Source organism: Bacteroidota bacterium, assembly GCA_005882315.1.
In the GTDB taxonomy this organism is placed as follows: Bacteria; Bacteroidota; Bacteroidia; order Chitinophagales; family Chitinophagaceae; genus VBAR01.
Genome location: VBAR01000005.1, coordinates 67,627 through 81,346 on the forward strand (window position 1 = coordinate 67,627; position 13,720 = coordinate 81,346).

Sequence of the window (13,720 nt, forward strand, 5' to 3'; positions counted from 1 at the left end):
CACTGGCATATCAGGCTTTTTCTGTTCTAAGTGTAGTCCACGTCCATAAAGCGCCGAGTAGATCTATAACTCCAAAGACAACCAGGACAGGCGATACATAATCCAGCGCAGCAAATGCGGTAAAAGCAATACATACGAATATTCTTGTCGGGATAGTATGTTTTAGCACTGCTTTGATATTTTCAGCCCCGGTGCGATGATAATAATAACCGATACAGAAAACAAGTACGCCAACTACACGTATCCAGACTTCATTGGTTTGGGGCAACTGGAGTGTTTTTAAAAAAAGATTGGGAACAAATATCAATGTAAGTCCTGTGAGGTAGAGGTAGAAACCAAAATAATAAACTGATTTGGCGGCGGGTGACATAATCGTTGATTTTGGAAATAAATAAAAAGAAAAGGTAAATCAAATTCAGTTTATCTGAGCGGTTTTGTTTCAGGATGATTTAAGTAACTTGGAAAAGCTTTTGTGAGTGTGCTGCAAGAAACATTTGAACAATTTTAAACATGTTTAAAATAATAAAACTATTATGATAAGGATCGCATTGACTTTTTCTGCTATGTTATTATTTCTTTCTTCCTGCCAGCAACCAATGGCAACTGAAAGCAAACTGGATAAATTGTTTGATAGCCTGTTCAAAAAAGATGAACCCGGTGGGGCTGTGCTCATTGCAAAAGATGGGAAAACGATCTTCTCAAAAGGGTTTGGTCTTGCTGATATTAAAACAAAAGAAGGCATTACTCCGGCTACTTTATTTAATGTAGGCTCTATTAGTAAAACTTTCGTTGCATTTGGAATTTTAAAACTGGCAGATGAGGGTAAACTATTTCTTGATGATGAATTATATAAATATTTTCCCAATTTCAAAGACAGTACGATCCCTCATAAGGTAAAACTGAAACATATGCTTACGCATACTTCAGGTTTGCCTAACTTAAGAAAGATAAATGAGGATAGTGTGTTTTACCTGACTGCAAAAGATGAAGGAAACTGGGAACCAGTTTACCAGGCCGATAGCCTTGAGTTTGAACCAGGTTCACGATATACTTATTCCAATATTGCATTTAACGGGCTGGCTTTGATAATAGAAAAAGTTAGCGGAATGAAATGGCAGGAGTATATCCAAAAAAACATTATGAAACCTGCCGGTATGAAAATATCTGTTATACAAGATGGCCCATATCCTGAGTCAGGGGTAAGTCATGCGTATTGGTATGATGGCAAAAACTATTTAGAAAAAGATTATGGCGAGGAACCAACATTTCCCGCATCAGGCAATGGAGGTGTTTGGAGTTCGGTGGAAGAATTGTGGAAGTATGAGCAGGCTGTTCAGCGATTTGTTTTTTTAGATAGAGGTTGGATAAAGAAATCACGAACAGTATTCGAACATAAAAACTGGAGCGGTTCCAATCCATCGGAATTAGGGCTAAGCTGGTTTATGACAAATTTTGAAAACAACAAACTGATCGGTCATACTGGTTCACAAGGAGGTTTCAGGGCCGATTATGTTTGGGTGCCTGCAAAAAATGTTTTCTACGTTATACTTTGCAACACACCAAAAGATCTGTATGAGGTCAGAAAATCTGTATTTAAAATTCTTGAGTTATAAAATGGTTACCATAGAATCGGCACGCAAGGCTGCCTTGTCATTGCCAGAAGCAGAGGAGAGATCTCATTTTCATATTCCGGATTTCCGGGTAAAGAATAAAATTTTTGCTACTCTTCATTTAGATAAGAATTATATGATGATCAAACTATCAGCAGTTGATCAATCCGTGTTTTGTTCTTTTGATAGGGAAATTATTTTTCCTGTGCCAGGTGGCTGGGGTAAAAAAGGGGCAACTTTTTTTGACCTGAAAAAGATCAAAAAGCAAATGTTGCTGGATGCACTTACCTGTGCATGGAAGAATACAGCCCCGCCAAAGCTTGTTAAGCAACATTTTGACAATGAATAGTCAAATTATTTATACGGTCGGCTTTATGAGCCCTATTAACTTATTTTTACCTCATAAATAAATACTCTATGCGTAAGTTGATAATCCTGTTTCTGTTGGTGCCTGTATTTTCCCTGGCACAGAAGAAGTTAATTACTCTTGAAGATTTGTACAAGACCGGTACTTTTCGTGGCGAACCGGTCCGTGCTTCTTTCGATACCATTGATGTAACAGCTGCAATAAAACCTGAAGATGTAAAAAATGAAGATGGAAAACCCATCGGACAAATACAGGATATAATTATTTCATCGACTGTTCCCGGGAAATATATTATTCGCACAGCGATTGAACCTATTTATCGCCGCAGCAGCAAAGGACTGGCGTATGTGTATGAACTGGCCTCAAAAAAAACTATACCAGTTGATAAAGAAAAAATCCTGCATCCAACCTTTTCACCAGACGGAAGCAAACTGGCTTTTGTAAAGGATAATAATCTTTATCTGAAAGATCTAACTACAAATACAGTAAAAGCTGTTACTGCCGATGGTAAATGGAATTATATAATCAATGGCAATTGTGATTGGGTGTATGAAGAGGAATTTGAATTTACACAGGCTTATCAATGGAGCCCTGCCGGAAATTATATCGCTTATTATCGCTTTGATGAAACAAATGTGAAGGAATATAGTATGACTATGTATGATGACAGTCACAATAAGGAGTATCGCTATAAATACCCCAAAGCAGGTGATGATAATTCGAAGGTTGAAATTTTTATTTATAACATCAATACCGGGCAAACAGTAAAAGCGCAGTACGAGCAAGGCGATATTTATATTCCCAGGATTAAATGGACAAAAGACGATAATACTCTTTGTGTGTTCTGGATGAACCGTCACCAGAATCAGTTGAAACTGCTTGCCACCAATGCACAAACGGGTGAAGCCAATGTTATGTATGAAGAAAAAAATAAATACTATATCGAGATCAATGACAACCTGCAGTTTTTAAATGATAAAAAACATTTTGTTTTTACCAGTGAAATGAATGGCTATAATCATATTTACTTATATAGCCTTGATGGAAAAGAAAAAAAACAAATAAGCAGCGGCAACTATGACATGGCTGAAATAAATGGGGTGGATGAAAGCAACAGTCGTATTTATTATACAATGGCTTATCCGCGGCCGGTTGACAGGAATGTTTTTGTAAGCGACTATAAAACCGGCAAAACCTTCCCGCTTACGGAAGGAAACGCATGGTACAGGATTTCGTTCAATGATGATTACTCAAAGTATTTTCTTTTTAAATCTGATTTGAATACGCCACAGGTAGTTACACAGCACAGCCTGGTATTTGATAAAAAGAGAAACCCTGCAAGCACTCTTTTAAAAACGATAAATGAAAGTGCAAAGTTGAAAGCTAAAATGGAAGAGTATGCAATTGGTAAGGCAGAATTGATAAAAGTTCCCAATACAAAAGGTGATACACTTAATGGCTGGATGCTGAAGCCAATGAATTTTGATGCTACTAAAAAATACCCGGTATTGTTTTGCAATTATGGTGGACCCGGCTCACAGCAGGTTGGTAATCGCTTTGGTGCTGTAAGTTTCTGGCACCAGATGCTGGCTGAAAAAGGATTTATTGTTGTGAGTGTAGATAATACAGGCACCGGTTATCGAGGTGAAGAGTTTAAAAAGAAAACTTACCTGCAGTTAGGCAAGTATGAAATAGAAGACCAGATAGATGCGGCAAAATATCTTGCGAAGCTGCCATATGTAGATAAAAACAATATCGGTCACTGGGGCTGGAGCTATGGTGGCTTTATGAGTTCACTGGCTATAACAAAAGGAGCTGATGTATTTACTGCTGCTGTTGCCGTTGCGCCGGTTACATCGTGGAGATACTATGATAATATTTACACAGAACGTTATATGCGTACTCCGCAGGAGAATCCTTCGGGCTATGATGACAATTCTCCTATCAATCATGTAAAAGAAATTAAAGGAAAATATTTGTTGATACATGGAACAGCCGATGATAATGTACATTTCCAAAATAGTGTACAAATGATAACAGCATTGGTGAAAGCAAATGTAGATTTTGAAAGTGCTTATTATCCCAATAAAAACCATGGTATTGGTGGTATGCAGGATAATACAACCTTTCATCTCTGGAGTAAGATGACAAACTGGATTTTGACCAATATGGGGAATGAAAATACCAAGGGCCCGGTTGGAAAAACTACAGTGCCAAAGCCTTTTTAATATTTGTCAATAGTGAATTGGATAGTCCTGCTAGAGGCAGGATTTTTTTTTCTTCAGGTATTTTGTTTGTGGTTGTTCAGGGGACCCTATTATAAAAAGATACCCCCGGTAGAAACCGGGGGTGTAATCAAAAACCATTAACCATTAAACCTTATCCTATGAAAATTCTAATCGCTAATTTCGACAAATATGTTAGACCAACAACTTTTTTTTAGAATTTGTATTGCACAAACTGTCCTTTTTGCTAATTTTTGACTGAACTCAATATTTTTGTGGTATGCATACTAGGTTTGCATGACATAAAACAGTTGTTTGTAGAATTAGTTCTACATCAAATTTAAATAAACATGAATATAGTTATAGCAATCACAGGGGCCAGTGGATCAATCTATGCTAAGCTTTTAGTAGGAAAATTACTACATATTAAAAGTCAATGGAAACAATTGAGCATTGTAATGACCGATAATGCAAAATTGGTTTGGCAAACTGAGCTCGGTGATGAATCTTATAAAGACTGGCCGGTTAATTTTTATTCTAAGAATGATTTTATGGCTCCCTTTGCATCGGGTTCGGGCAAATACAATACTATGATCATAATTCCCTGTAGCATGGGAACATTGGGTCGCATTGCATCTGGTGTTTCTGATGATTTGATAACAAGAGCTGCTGATGTGGTATTAAAAGAAAGAAGAAAATTGATTTGTGTAGTAAGAGAAACGCCGTATAATCTTATTCATATAAAAAACATGGAGACGATCACACTTGCCGGCGGAATCATTTGCCCGGCTACACCTTCATTTTACAGCAAACCAACAACCATTGAAGAAGCTGCTTCTACAGTGGTTGATCGTGTACTTGATCTTGCTGGACTTGATATTACTACATTCAGGTGGGGAAAATAAAAAGGGCGCCTGTTACGCGGCACCCTTTGCATTGCAAGCATTAGCAGTTAAACTTAGTTATTATATTGCCCGCCGGCATTTATCCAGTTTGTAATTTTTTGTCTCTCCGCTGGAGGAAGCAAACCAGTTGGCGGCATCGCCGATGGATTTGCGTTTACAGCCCTTTGCTGAATCAATGCGCCGTTAGCTACAATATTACAATCAACAGTCCAGTTTGGCGCCTGGGTTCCATTGTGACAACCGCTGATGGCACAATTCATTTGCAACAGATCTCTGACCTGTGAAAAAAGCGGACCCGCTGTAGCTGTACCTACCGTTGTATTAGCAGCACCAGTGCAGTTATTCGCATCTTTAGCAGTTATTGTATAATTACCAGGAGCCAGGTTATTAAATGTTCCTGATGATTGAAAATTCACTCCATTTAAACTATATGTGTAAGGGAACAATCCGCCACCTGCAAGTGAGGTGAGAATTCCATTATTAGCACCTGTACAAGGAACATGTGCTGTAGGATTTATGTTTTGCGAGATTGTAATACCAGCACAAGGATTAGGATCGGTTAAGGTCACAACAGTAGAACCTGTACAACCTATTGCATCTTTTGCAACAATTGTATAAGTACCTGCAAACAGGTTGCTGAAAGTAGATGAAGATTGGGGTGCCCCGTTATTATTAGTGTAAGTGAAAGGAGCAGTACCACCAATTGGGCTTACTGTAATGGAACCTGTTGAACTACCGGGGATATTCGGATTAAGTACTATTGTTTGCTGCACTGTAATTGTAACTCCCGTGCATGGACTTAACAGTGTAAAGTTTGAAGTACCAGTACATCCATTTGCATCTTTTGCAGCTACTGAATAATTCCCTGCAACGAGATTACTAAATGTGCCTGATGCCTGGAAAGTGCCGTTATTTAAACTATAAGTATACGGCCCCACACCACCTGATGCTGATGCCGCAATGCTACCATTTGTTCCGCCCTGTGTAGTTGGGTGAGTGAGTGTGCCATTCACAGTAATGGTAACACCTGCACATGGACTTAGTAAAGTAAAGTTGCCTGTGCCTGTACATCCGTTTGCGTCCTTAGCAGTAACTGTAAAACTACCAACAGCTAATGTATTAAATACATTGGAACTTTGAAAAGTAGTACCATTAATGCTGTAAGTATAAGGTGCAACTCCGCCACTTGCGTTTGCTGTGATCGTACCATTAGTGCCAGTTGGTGTAGTCGGGTTTGTAGTTGTGCCGGTTACGGTGATAGTAACACCTGCACATGGACTTAGTAAAGTAAAGTTGCCTGTGCCTGTACATCCGTTTGCGTCCTTAGCAGTAACTGTAAAACTACCAACAGCTAATGTATTAAACACATTGGAACTTTGAAAAGTAGTGCCATTAATACTGTAAGTATAAGGAGCAACTCCGCCACTTACGTTTGCTGTGATCGTACCATTAGTGCCGGTTGGTGTGGTCGGGTTTGTAGTTGTGCCGGTTACGGTGATAGTAACACCTGCACAGGGATTTGGTGCCGTTAATGTAAATGAATTGGAACCAGTACAACCATTACTGTTTTTTGCAGTTATAGAATAAGTAGCTGCTGCAAGATTAGTAAAAGTGCCGGTTGCTTGAAAAGCCCCTCCATTTAAACTAAAAGTAAAACCTGAGCCCCCTGAAGCAGATGCTGTGATCGTACCATTAGTGCCGGTTGGTGTAGTCGGGTTTGTACTTGTACCGGTAACACTAACTGTTACACCCGTACATGGGTTATTAGGAGGTGGGGGATCTCCACCACCATTACAGGACAGAAAAGCAAAAAGATACATAATGGCTGATAATTGTATCAGCCTGCTGAAGGTCTGCGTTCTCATATTTGATTCTTTATTTGATTTTTTTAAAAAATTAAAAAGCGCAGGATGTGTTTAATTTTTTATTTAGCAAATGGTTTGAAATTAGCACTCAATAAGGCACCGGCACTATTCAATTTAACTTTCCCAAAGCCTACACCCTCCCAGGGTATTTTTAAATAAGGGCTTAAGGAAACAGAAAACTTATTACTGATCTTTCTTTCATAGCCACCTGCCAGTGTGATGACGCTGAAATAGTGTTTGTTTTCATTATAATATTCCCAATTCCTTACTGCAGGCTGACCCGTTCCGGTTTTATAATGGTAGGTATATTTTTCTTCCTTCATGATATAGGATGAAAGACCAAATGTGCCGAACCAATTTCTTTTTTTATTAGTTGAAAAATTATAGTTTAATAAAAGTGGTATTTCATACACTTTGCAATCAGCATCTACTTTTTCAAGTGTTGGGTAAAACTGCCACCACCAGCCCGGAGCATTATAATCCTCAGCATCCGCGGTATAAATTTTACGGGCAGAATAAAAACCTGTTTGTATTGAAATACGGTCGTTAAAAGCATAACCCAGACCCAATCCATAGACCGGCATTATTTTTCCAACATTGCCTCCAACTCCTCCCACATCTGGCCCCACAGAAGCTGAAATGAATAAACCATTCCCTTTCCCTTGTTTCTTTTTTGAAGATTTTGCTGATGCTTCCGGAACTTCAGCATTCACAGGTTGAGTTTTTGCCGGGCTCAAAACATCAGCAGGTTCTTCTTTCTTTGCAGAAGAGATATCGCTTTTGTTTTGTGTTACCGGGTCAGGATTTGCGTTTGATACATTGTCCGATTTATTGATTGAAGGATCCGGATTAAAAGTTGAATTCTGAGTAAGAGGTGAACCAGGATTTTGATTAGCAGGTATACCGTTTGTCATATCCTGATCTTTTGTTCTTTTTGCAGGAATAGTTGCCGGCTGGTTTCTTTTATTCTTGTTTTCATTTGGCGTTTTTACAGCTGGAAAAGAAATAACAGGTGTTGCTTTTACCTCGTTACCTGGTTTTTCATTTTCAGACAGATCAGTTCCTGTTGGTTTAATGGATTCAACGTTTTCAGTTGGGTTATGAGTCGCATTATCAGTTTTAGTTGGCCCGCTGGAAGATTGTTTAGTTGTGGCAGATGCAATTTTTTTATCGGCATCACCATTAAAAAATAAATAAGCTACGCCACCACCAGCAAATAAGAATAAGAGTAACAAGTAGGCTGCCCTTCTTTTTTTCTTTTCCTCTACTGGCATGTGTTTATCAAGCAGCATGTTCATCTTCTCCCATGCTTTCTCGTCGTAGGAAGGATGATGGTTTTCAGCAGCTTCGGTTATTTTTTTATCTGTTTCTTCAAACTGCATTTTTGGCTAATTGAATTTCGTTTTGTCTAAATAATATTTTCTGTAATTGCTTTCTTGCTTTGGCCAGGTTCGATTTTGATGTTCCTTCCGATATACCCAATCGTTTACTTATCTCATCGTGTGTAAATCCTTCAATAATATATAAGTTCAGAACAGTACGATATCCCGGTGACAATTCCTGTATAGCACGGATTATTTCTTCATGTGAAATTTTATCCAGCGCTGTTTCGCTTACTGAAGGGATTTGGAAAACGATATTATCCAGCTCTGTTACTACACGGTGTTTTTGCGATTTTCTAAAATGATCAATAGCTGTGTATACCATGATTTTTCTTACCCAGCCTTTAAAAGAACCCACCACATCTGCATAGGCCGGTTTATAATTATGCATTTCTTTGAACACTTTCAAAAACCCGTCATTCATGATCTCCAGCGCATCATCCTGGTTTTTGGCATAGCGGTCGCAAATAGCCATAGCATAGCCATAGAAAGAGTTATAAATAGCCTTTTGACTCTCTCGTTTATTCAGAGCACATTCTCCGACATGGTGTGTCAGTTCATCGGGTGATAGCAAACGCAGTTGTTTTCAGATAATTAAACGGTATTCGTAGGCTACCGGTTGCCTTTGTGTGTTACAAGTTACAAAGTATTGGTCTTATAGAGAATCAACCATCGTAGTATGCTGAGTTTGAAGGATTTTTTTATCAAATTATTTCTGCTACATAGCGTGAATGAGTGACGTATCAGACTTAAAAAATAAATGACGGGTATTAAAAAAGCCCCGTACGGAGCTTTTGATATTTTGAAGTATTTCTTTATTTGTTTTTTGGCTTATCGATCATATAATCAAAACGTTTACCGCTGTACTCAGCCATATCCGGTATTGCTTCAGCTTTATAAGCACCTGCATCCAGTTTCTTTTTAGTATCACTAAATGCATTCAATGTGATCTCAATATCCTCATCCGTATGTGCAGCTGAAGGAATGAGACGGTAAATAATATGTCCTTTTGGGATAACAGGATACACAACAATAGAAGCAAAAACTCCATAATTTTCCCTGAGATCCATTACCATTTGTGTGGCTTCTTCCACGCCACCGTCCATGTACACAGGTGTTACAACTGAATCGGTGTTACCAATATCGAATCCTCTTTCTTTTAATCCGCTCTGCAGTTTCATTGCATTGCTCCAAAGCTTTTCCTTATACTCCGGGTGATTACGTACCAGTTCTAATCTTTTGAGGTTACCTACTACTAACGGCATTGGTAAGCTCTTTGCAAAAATCTGTGAACGGATATTATAACGGATATAATCAATGATCTTTTTGTCACCGGCAACAAATGCGCCGATGCTTGCCATTGATTTTGCAAACGTGGAGAAATACAAATCAATTTCATTCTGGCAGCCTTGTTCTTCGCCGGCACCGGCTCCTGTTTTACCTAGCGTACCAAAACCGTGTGCATCATCTACGAGCAAACGGAATTCGTATTTAGATTTCATCGCTGCTATTTCTTTCAGTTTACCCTGGTCGCCGGCCATACCAAATACACCTTCCGTGATCACCAGTATACCACCTGCTTTTTGTTTTTCAATTAATACAGTGGCACGTTGCAATTGTTTTTCACAATCATCCAGATCATTATGTTTGAAAACATAACGATGCCCCGGATGCAAACGCAGACCATCAATGATACATGCATGGCTTTCGGCATCATAAATAATAACATCATGGCGGCTGCACAACGTATCAATGATACTTACCATGCCCTGATATCCAAAATTCAATAAAATTGAATCTTCTTTTGCTTCAAATGCTGCCAGCTCAGCTTCTAATTGTTCATGCAGGTTACTGTTTCCACTCATCATACGGGCACCCATCGGGTAAGCCAGACCGTAATCTGCAGCGCCTTGCGCATCTGCTTTTCTTACTTCGGAGTGGTTGGCCAGGCCCAGGTAATTATTAAGGCTCCATACGATCATTTCTTTTCCGCGGAACATCATCCGACTGCTGATCTCACCTTCTAATTTAGGGAAAGCGAAGTACCCATGTGCCCTTTCGCGGTGCTGGCCGATTGGGCCAGAATTCTTTAGCAATCTTTCAAATATGTCTGCCATAATGCTACTTAAATTGGTTGATAAATGAATGGCGCAAAGGTAAGGGTTTGAAAGGCATTTCAGAGTGAAGTTGATATAGCAAATAGTAATTGTGAACAAGTCAAAATACTTAACTACCAATCCTTTAAGACTGAACCTTCAGAGATTAACATTCATCCAATATTTTAACTCCGCTATTTCTTCAACTTCTCCCATTTTATTTTTAGTTCATTAAAAGCTTTCATTGCTTCTTTTACATTGGCTATCATTTGCGTCGTGGGTGGCATATCACTATCCTGCAAAACATTAAAGAGAGAAGCGAATGAGTTATTTAACCTGCTAAAACTTGGCTCAGTACTGCCTTGTGGCGAATTTTCTATCAATGCAACTTCTTTTATTGCGGGGGTATTCTGATCGCCGGAAAGTTTTGCCCGGTAGATCCTTATCTCATCAAGAATTTTCATACACTCTTTTCTTGCAGCATAGCATTGATATGAAAGATCGTATTGCAATTGGATATCTTTTGCAAATGTCTTAACCCTTGGATCCATTTTTATAGTGATTGATTGTTCATGTACTTTTCCATCAACAGTAAGACGAACAATATAATTACCGGGCATAACCCATGGTGCTGTTTGGTTGGGTTCAGTGTTTTTATAAATGGCGGAAATAGGATAGGATGGCGGAATGTTCAACGGATCTAATTTCATGTTCCACATAAAACGATTGTGACCTTCTTTAGTTGAAAGTATTTGTTGTGGGCGGATCCAATATTGCGGAATATTTACGTTTCCGATTTTGTAAAGTGTGTCCTTGTTTGAATAGGTTCTTAGTTTTATAGTTCTTCCGGCAGCATCTTTCGAAATGATTTCAAGTGTCACATCATTTGCTTCTTCATTTAAATAATAATCGATCATTGCTCCATCAGGTGGATTCAAACCCGCTGGTTCTTCCTGTGGTACTGGTGTATCAGTGTACATACTCCAGCGGATGCGATAAGCAGGTTGTGGCTTGTATAAAATTGTTGGTGAAGCCGATAACTTTTCTGTCAATTGGCGCAATGAGGTAATATTGTCTAAGATCCAAAAACTTCTTCCATGTGTACCCACAACAACGTCATCATCTTTTATAACCAGGTCACGGATCGAAGTAGCAGGCATATTCAAACGTAAGCTTTGCCAGTTTTCACCATCGTCAAAAGAAACATAAACTGCTCTTTCGCTTCCGGCAAATAATAATCCTTTTCTTAACGGGTCTTCTCTCACTACGTTGATAGGGTCATTGGGTAAACCGTTTACAATTTCTTTCCATGTTTTGCCGCCATCATTAGTTTTATAAATATGTGGCCGCATATCATCACAACGTATCCTGTTTACGGCTGCATACACAGTATTAGCATTCGAATGGCTTGCATCCATTAAAGAAATTTTACTCCATGATGTTATTCCGGGTGGCGTTACATTCTTCCATGTTTTTCCACCGTCTCTTGTTACATGTATTAGTCCATCATCTGTTCCGCACCAGATGGTGTTGATGTCTTTATATGATGGGGCCACAGTATAAATAACACCACGTCGTGGCATTGTTTTCATATCACTACTGGTATAAATGCCAACACTTGCAGGTATATCATATGTTTCTCTTGTAAGGTCTGGACTGATGATCTGCCAGCTATTACCCCCATTCATTGTTTTGAACAAAACATTACCGCCATAGTACAATGTTTTTTTATCAATGGGATTGAATAAAACCGGTGCTGTTCTTAAGAAACGATACTTGCCACTGCGAACTGCTTCGGGTGAAATATCTTGTGTTTGCCCGGTTCGTTTATCATAGCGGGTTATTTTACCGCCATAAATAATATTTGGATTCAACGGATCGGGAGCAACATAGCCATATTCCTCAGCTCCAACCGGTCGCCAGTCACGATAAGTGATCTGCCCATCACTACTTCTTGATGCAACCATGGCGCTGCCACTTTCTTGCTGACCACTATAAACATTATATGGAAATGCATTATCTGTATTTACATGATAGAATTGTGCAGTCGGTTGATTGTACCAGCTTGAAAAAGTTTCACCACCATTTACGGTAATGATTGCACCCTGGTCACTTGCAATTAAAATTATATTTGTGTTGTTTGGATTGATCCAGATACGATGATAATCATCACCACCCGGGGCACCACGAAATGCATCCCATGATTTACCGCCATCAATACTTTTCCATGTAACTACGTTTGCAGAATAAACAATGTCTGCATTCTTTGGATCTACTTTTACTTCTGCAAAATCACTTGCCCTTCCCCAATAGCGGTTATCACTTGACATTCTTTTCCATGATTCGCCGGCATCATCACTACGATAAATGCCGCCATCTCTTCCTGCATCTACTGTTGCATACATTCTTTTTGAATCAGTTGGTGCAATGCAAAAGCCAATTCTTCCAAGACCCTGGTCGGTTGTTGGCAAACCCATTGTCATTTTTTTCCATGTAGTTCCCCCATCTATGCTTTTAAATAAACCACTTTCTTTTCCGTTCCATGCGCCATTCTCCCAAGGTCCCTGGCGTCCTGCCCAGAGATCAGCAAAAACAATATTCGGATTATTGGGATCGATCGTTACTTGTACTGCGCCAGTGTTTTCATCTTTATATAAAACTTTTTCCCATGTTTTGCCGCCATCGGTTGTTCTGTAAATACCTCTTTCTTCATTCGGGCCATAAGGATGACCCAATGCTGCAACAAATAGACGATTCTCATTTGTTGGATCAATAGCAAGACCACCGATCTGCTGTGCATCTTTTAAACCAAGAAATGTCCATGTTTTACCTGCATCAGTTGATTTATAAATTCCATCACCAACAGACAAGTCAGGTCTTTGTAAACCTTCACCGCAACCAACATAGATCACATTAGGGTTCGATGGAGATACCACTACATCACCAACTGAACCGGTTGGCTGATCATCAAAAATGGGAAACCATGTTCTGCCATAGTCAGTGGTTTTCCAAACACCACCATTGTTTACACCTATATAAAAAACATTGGGTTGCTGTGGCACACCCACGGCACCCACTGTTCTTCCGCCACGATGCGGACCAATGCAGCGCCATTTCATTTCATTAAAATAGTTTGCATTGAAAGATTGACTGAATAATTGGGAAGTAAAAACCAATATGACAAATAATAAAAGCAGCTTTCTCATGTAAGAAGTTTTAGGGAAGGTATGAAATAGAAAGAAGTCAATAAAAAAAGCAGCCTTTTTACGG

The 13,720-nt window shown here is 39.1% G+C and carries 10 protein-coding genes; 4 read left to right on the forward strand and 6 right to left on the reverse strand.

All coding sequences use genetic code 11. The annotated features are described in order from the left end of the window. Positions 1-10 precede the first annotated feature (10 nt). Positions 11-370 carry a hypothetical protein gene (locus E6H07_17970; GenBank protein TMI61788.1) on the reverse strand — a complete coding sequence of 120 codons (360 nt, stop codon included), beginning with the start codon at positions 368-370 and terminating at the stop codon, positions 11-13. Between the two features lie 193 nt (positions 371-563). Between E6H07_17970 and E6H07_17975 the strand changes: the two genes are divergently transcribed. The 4 genes from E6H07_17975 (at position 564) to E6H07_17990 (ending at position 5,107) form a co-directional block, all read left to right on the forward strand. After that, on the forward strand, positions 564-1,613 hold the full coding sequence (locus E6H07_17975; GenBank protein TMI61865.1) for a serine hydrolase: 1,050 nt from the start codon (positions 564-566) through the stop codon (positions 1,611-1,613). Further along, positions 1,510-1,959 carry an MmcQ/YjbR family DNA-binding protein gene (locus E6H07_17980; protein ID TMI61789.1) on the forward strand — a complete coding sequence of 150 codons (450 nt, stop codon included), beginning with the start codon at positions 1,510-1,512 and terminating at the stop codon, positions 1,957-1,959. The genes E6H07_17975 and E6H07_17980 overlap by 104 nt, the downstream gene beginning before the upstream one ends. 68 nt (positions 1,960-2,027) lie before the next feature. Continuing rightward, positions 2,028-4,205: a S9 family peptidase gene (locus tag E6H07_17985; protein ID TMI61790.1), complete on the forward strand. Its 2,178-nt coding sequence runs from the start codon at positions 2,028-2,030 to the stop codon at positions 4,203-4,205. Positions 4,206-4,552: 347 nt separating this feature from the next. Continuing rightward, complete coding sequence (locus E6H07_17990) at positions 4,553-5,107, forward strand: UbiX family flavin prenyltransferase (protein ID TMI61791.1); 555 nt, start codon at positions 4,553-4,555, stop codon at positions 5,105-5,107. A gap of 53 nt (positions 5,108-5,160) precedes the next feature. On the opposite strand, the gene E6H07_17995 is transcribed toward E6H07_17990, so the two are convergent. The 5 genes from E6H07_17995 to E6H07_18015 form a co-directional block, all read right to left on the reverse strand. Continuing rightward, a complete protein-coding gene (locus E6H07_17995) occupies positions 5,161-6,972 on the reverse strand; it encodes a hypothetical protein (GenBank protein TMI61792.1) in 1,812 nt (603 codons plus the stop codon). A 59-nt stretch (positions 6,973-7,031) separates the two neighbouring features. Then, the gene (locus E6H07_18000; protein TMI61793.1) at positions 7,032-8,354 is read right to left on the reverse strand and encodes a hypothetical protein; all 1,323 of its coding nucleotides are present in this window, start codon (positions 8,352-8,354) and stop codon (positions 7,032-7,034) included. Then, a complete protein-coding gene (locus E6H07_18005; GenBank protein ID TMI61866.1) occupies positions 8,344-8,829 on the reverse strand; it encodes an RNA polymerase sigma factor in 486 nt (161 codons plus the stop codon). Before E6H07_18005 ends, E6H07_18000 begins: the two co-directional genes overlap by 11 nt. Before the next feature lie 340 nt (positions 8,830-9,169). Further along, positions 9,170-10,471 carry a pyridoxal phosphate-dependent aminotransferase family protein gene (locus tag E6H07_18010; protein TMI61794.1) on the reverse strand — a complete coding sequence of 434 codons (1,302 nt, stop codon included), beginning with the start codon at positions 10,469-10,471 and terminating at the stop codon, positions 9,170-9,172. Positions 10,472-10,644: 173 nt separating this feature from the next. Beyond that, the gene (locus E6H07_18015) at positions 10,645-13,656 is read right to left on the reverse strand and encodes a glycoside hydrolase (protein ID TMI61795.1); all 3,012 of its coding nucleotides are present in this window, start codon (positions 13,654-13,656) and stop codon (positions 10,645-10,647) included. Positions 13,657-13,720: the final 64 nt, after the last annotated feature.

Coding starts and splice junctions, on each gene's coding strand:
- E6H07_17980 (TMI61789.1), top strand. CDS start 1,510: ATGTTTGGGTGCCTGCAAAAAATGTTTTCTACGTTATACTTTGCAACA.
- E6H07_18005 (TMI61866.1), bottom strand. CDS start 8,829: ATGGCTATTTGCGACCGCTATGCCAAAAACCAGGATGATGCGCTGGAG.
- E6H07_18015 (TMI61795.1), bottom strand. CDS start 13,656: ATGAGAAAGCTGCTTTTATTATTTGTCATATTGGTTTTTACTTCCCAA.
- E6H07_18010 (TMI61794.1), bottom strand. CDS start 10,471: ATGGCAGACATATTTGAAAGATTGCTAAAGAATTCTGGCCCAATCGGC.
- E6H07_17985 (TMI61790.1), top strand. CDS start 2,028: ATGCGTAAGTTGATAATCCTGTTTCTGTTGGTGCCTGTATTTTCCCTG.
- E6H07_18000 (TMI61793.1), bottom strand. CDS start 8,354: ATGCAGTTTGAAGAAACAGATAAAAAAATAACCGAAGCTGCTGAAAAC.
- E6H07_17970 (TMI61788.1), bottom strand. CDS start 370: ATGTCACCCGCCGCCAAATCAGTTTATTATTTTGGTTTCTACCTCTAC.
- E6H07_17975 (TMI61865.1), top strand. CDS start 564: ATGTTATTATTTCTTTCTTCCTGCCAGCAACCAATGGCAACTGAAAGC.
- E6H07_17995 (TMI61792.1), bottom strand. CDS start 6,972: ATGAGAACGCAGACCTTCAGCAGGCTGATACAATTATCAGCCATTATG.
- E6H07_17990 (TMI61791.1), top strand. CDS start 4,553: ATGAATATAGTTATAGCAATCACAGGGGCCAGTGGATCAATCTATGCT.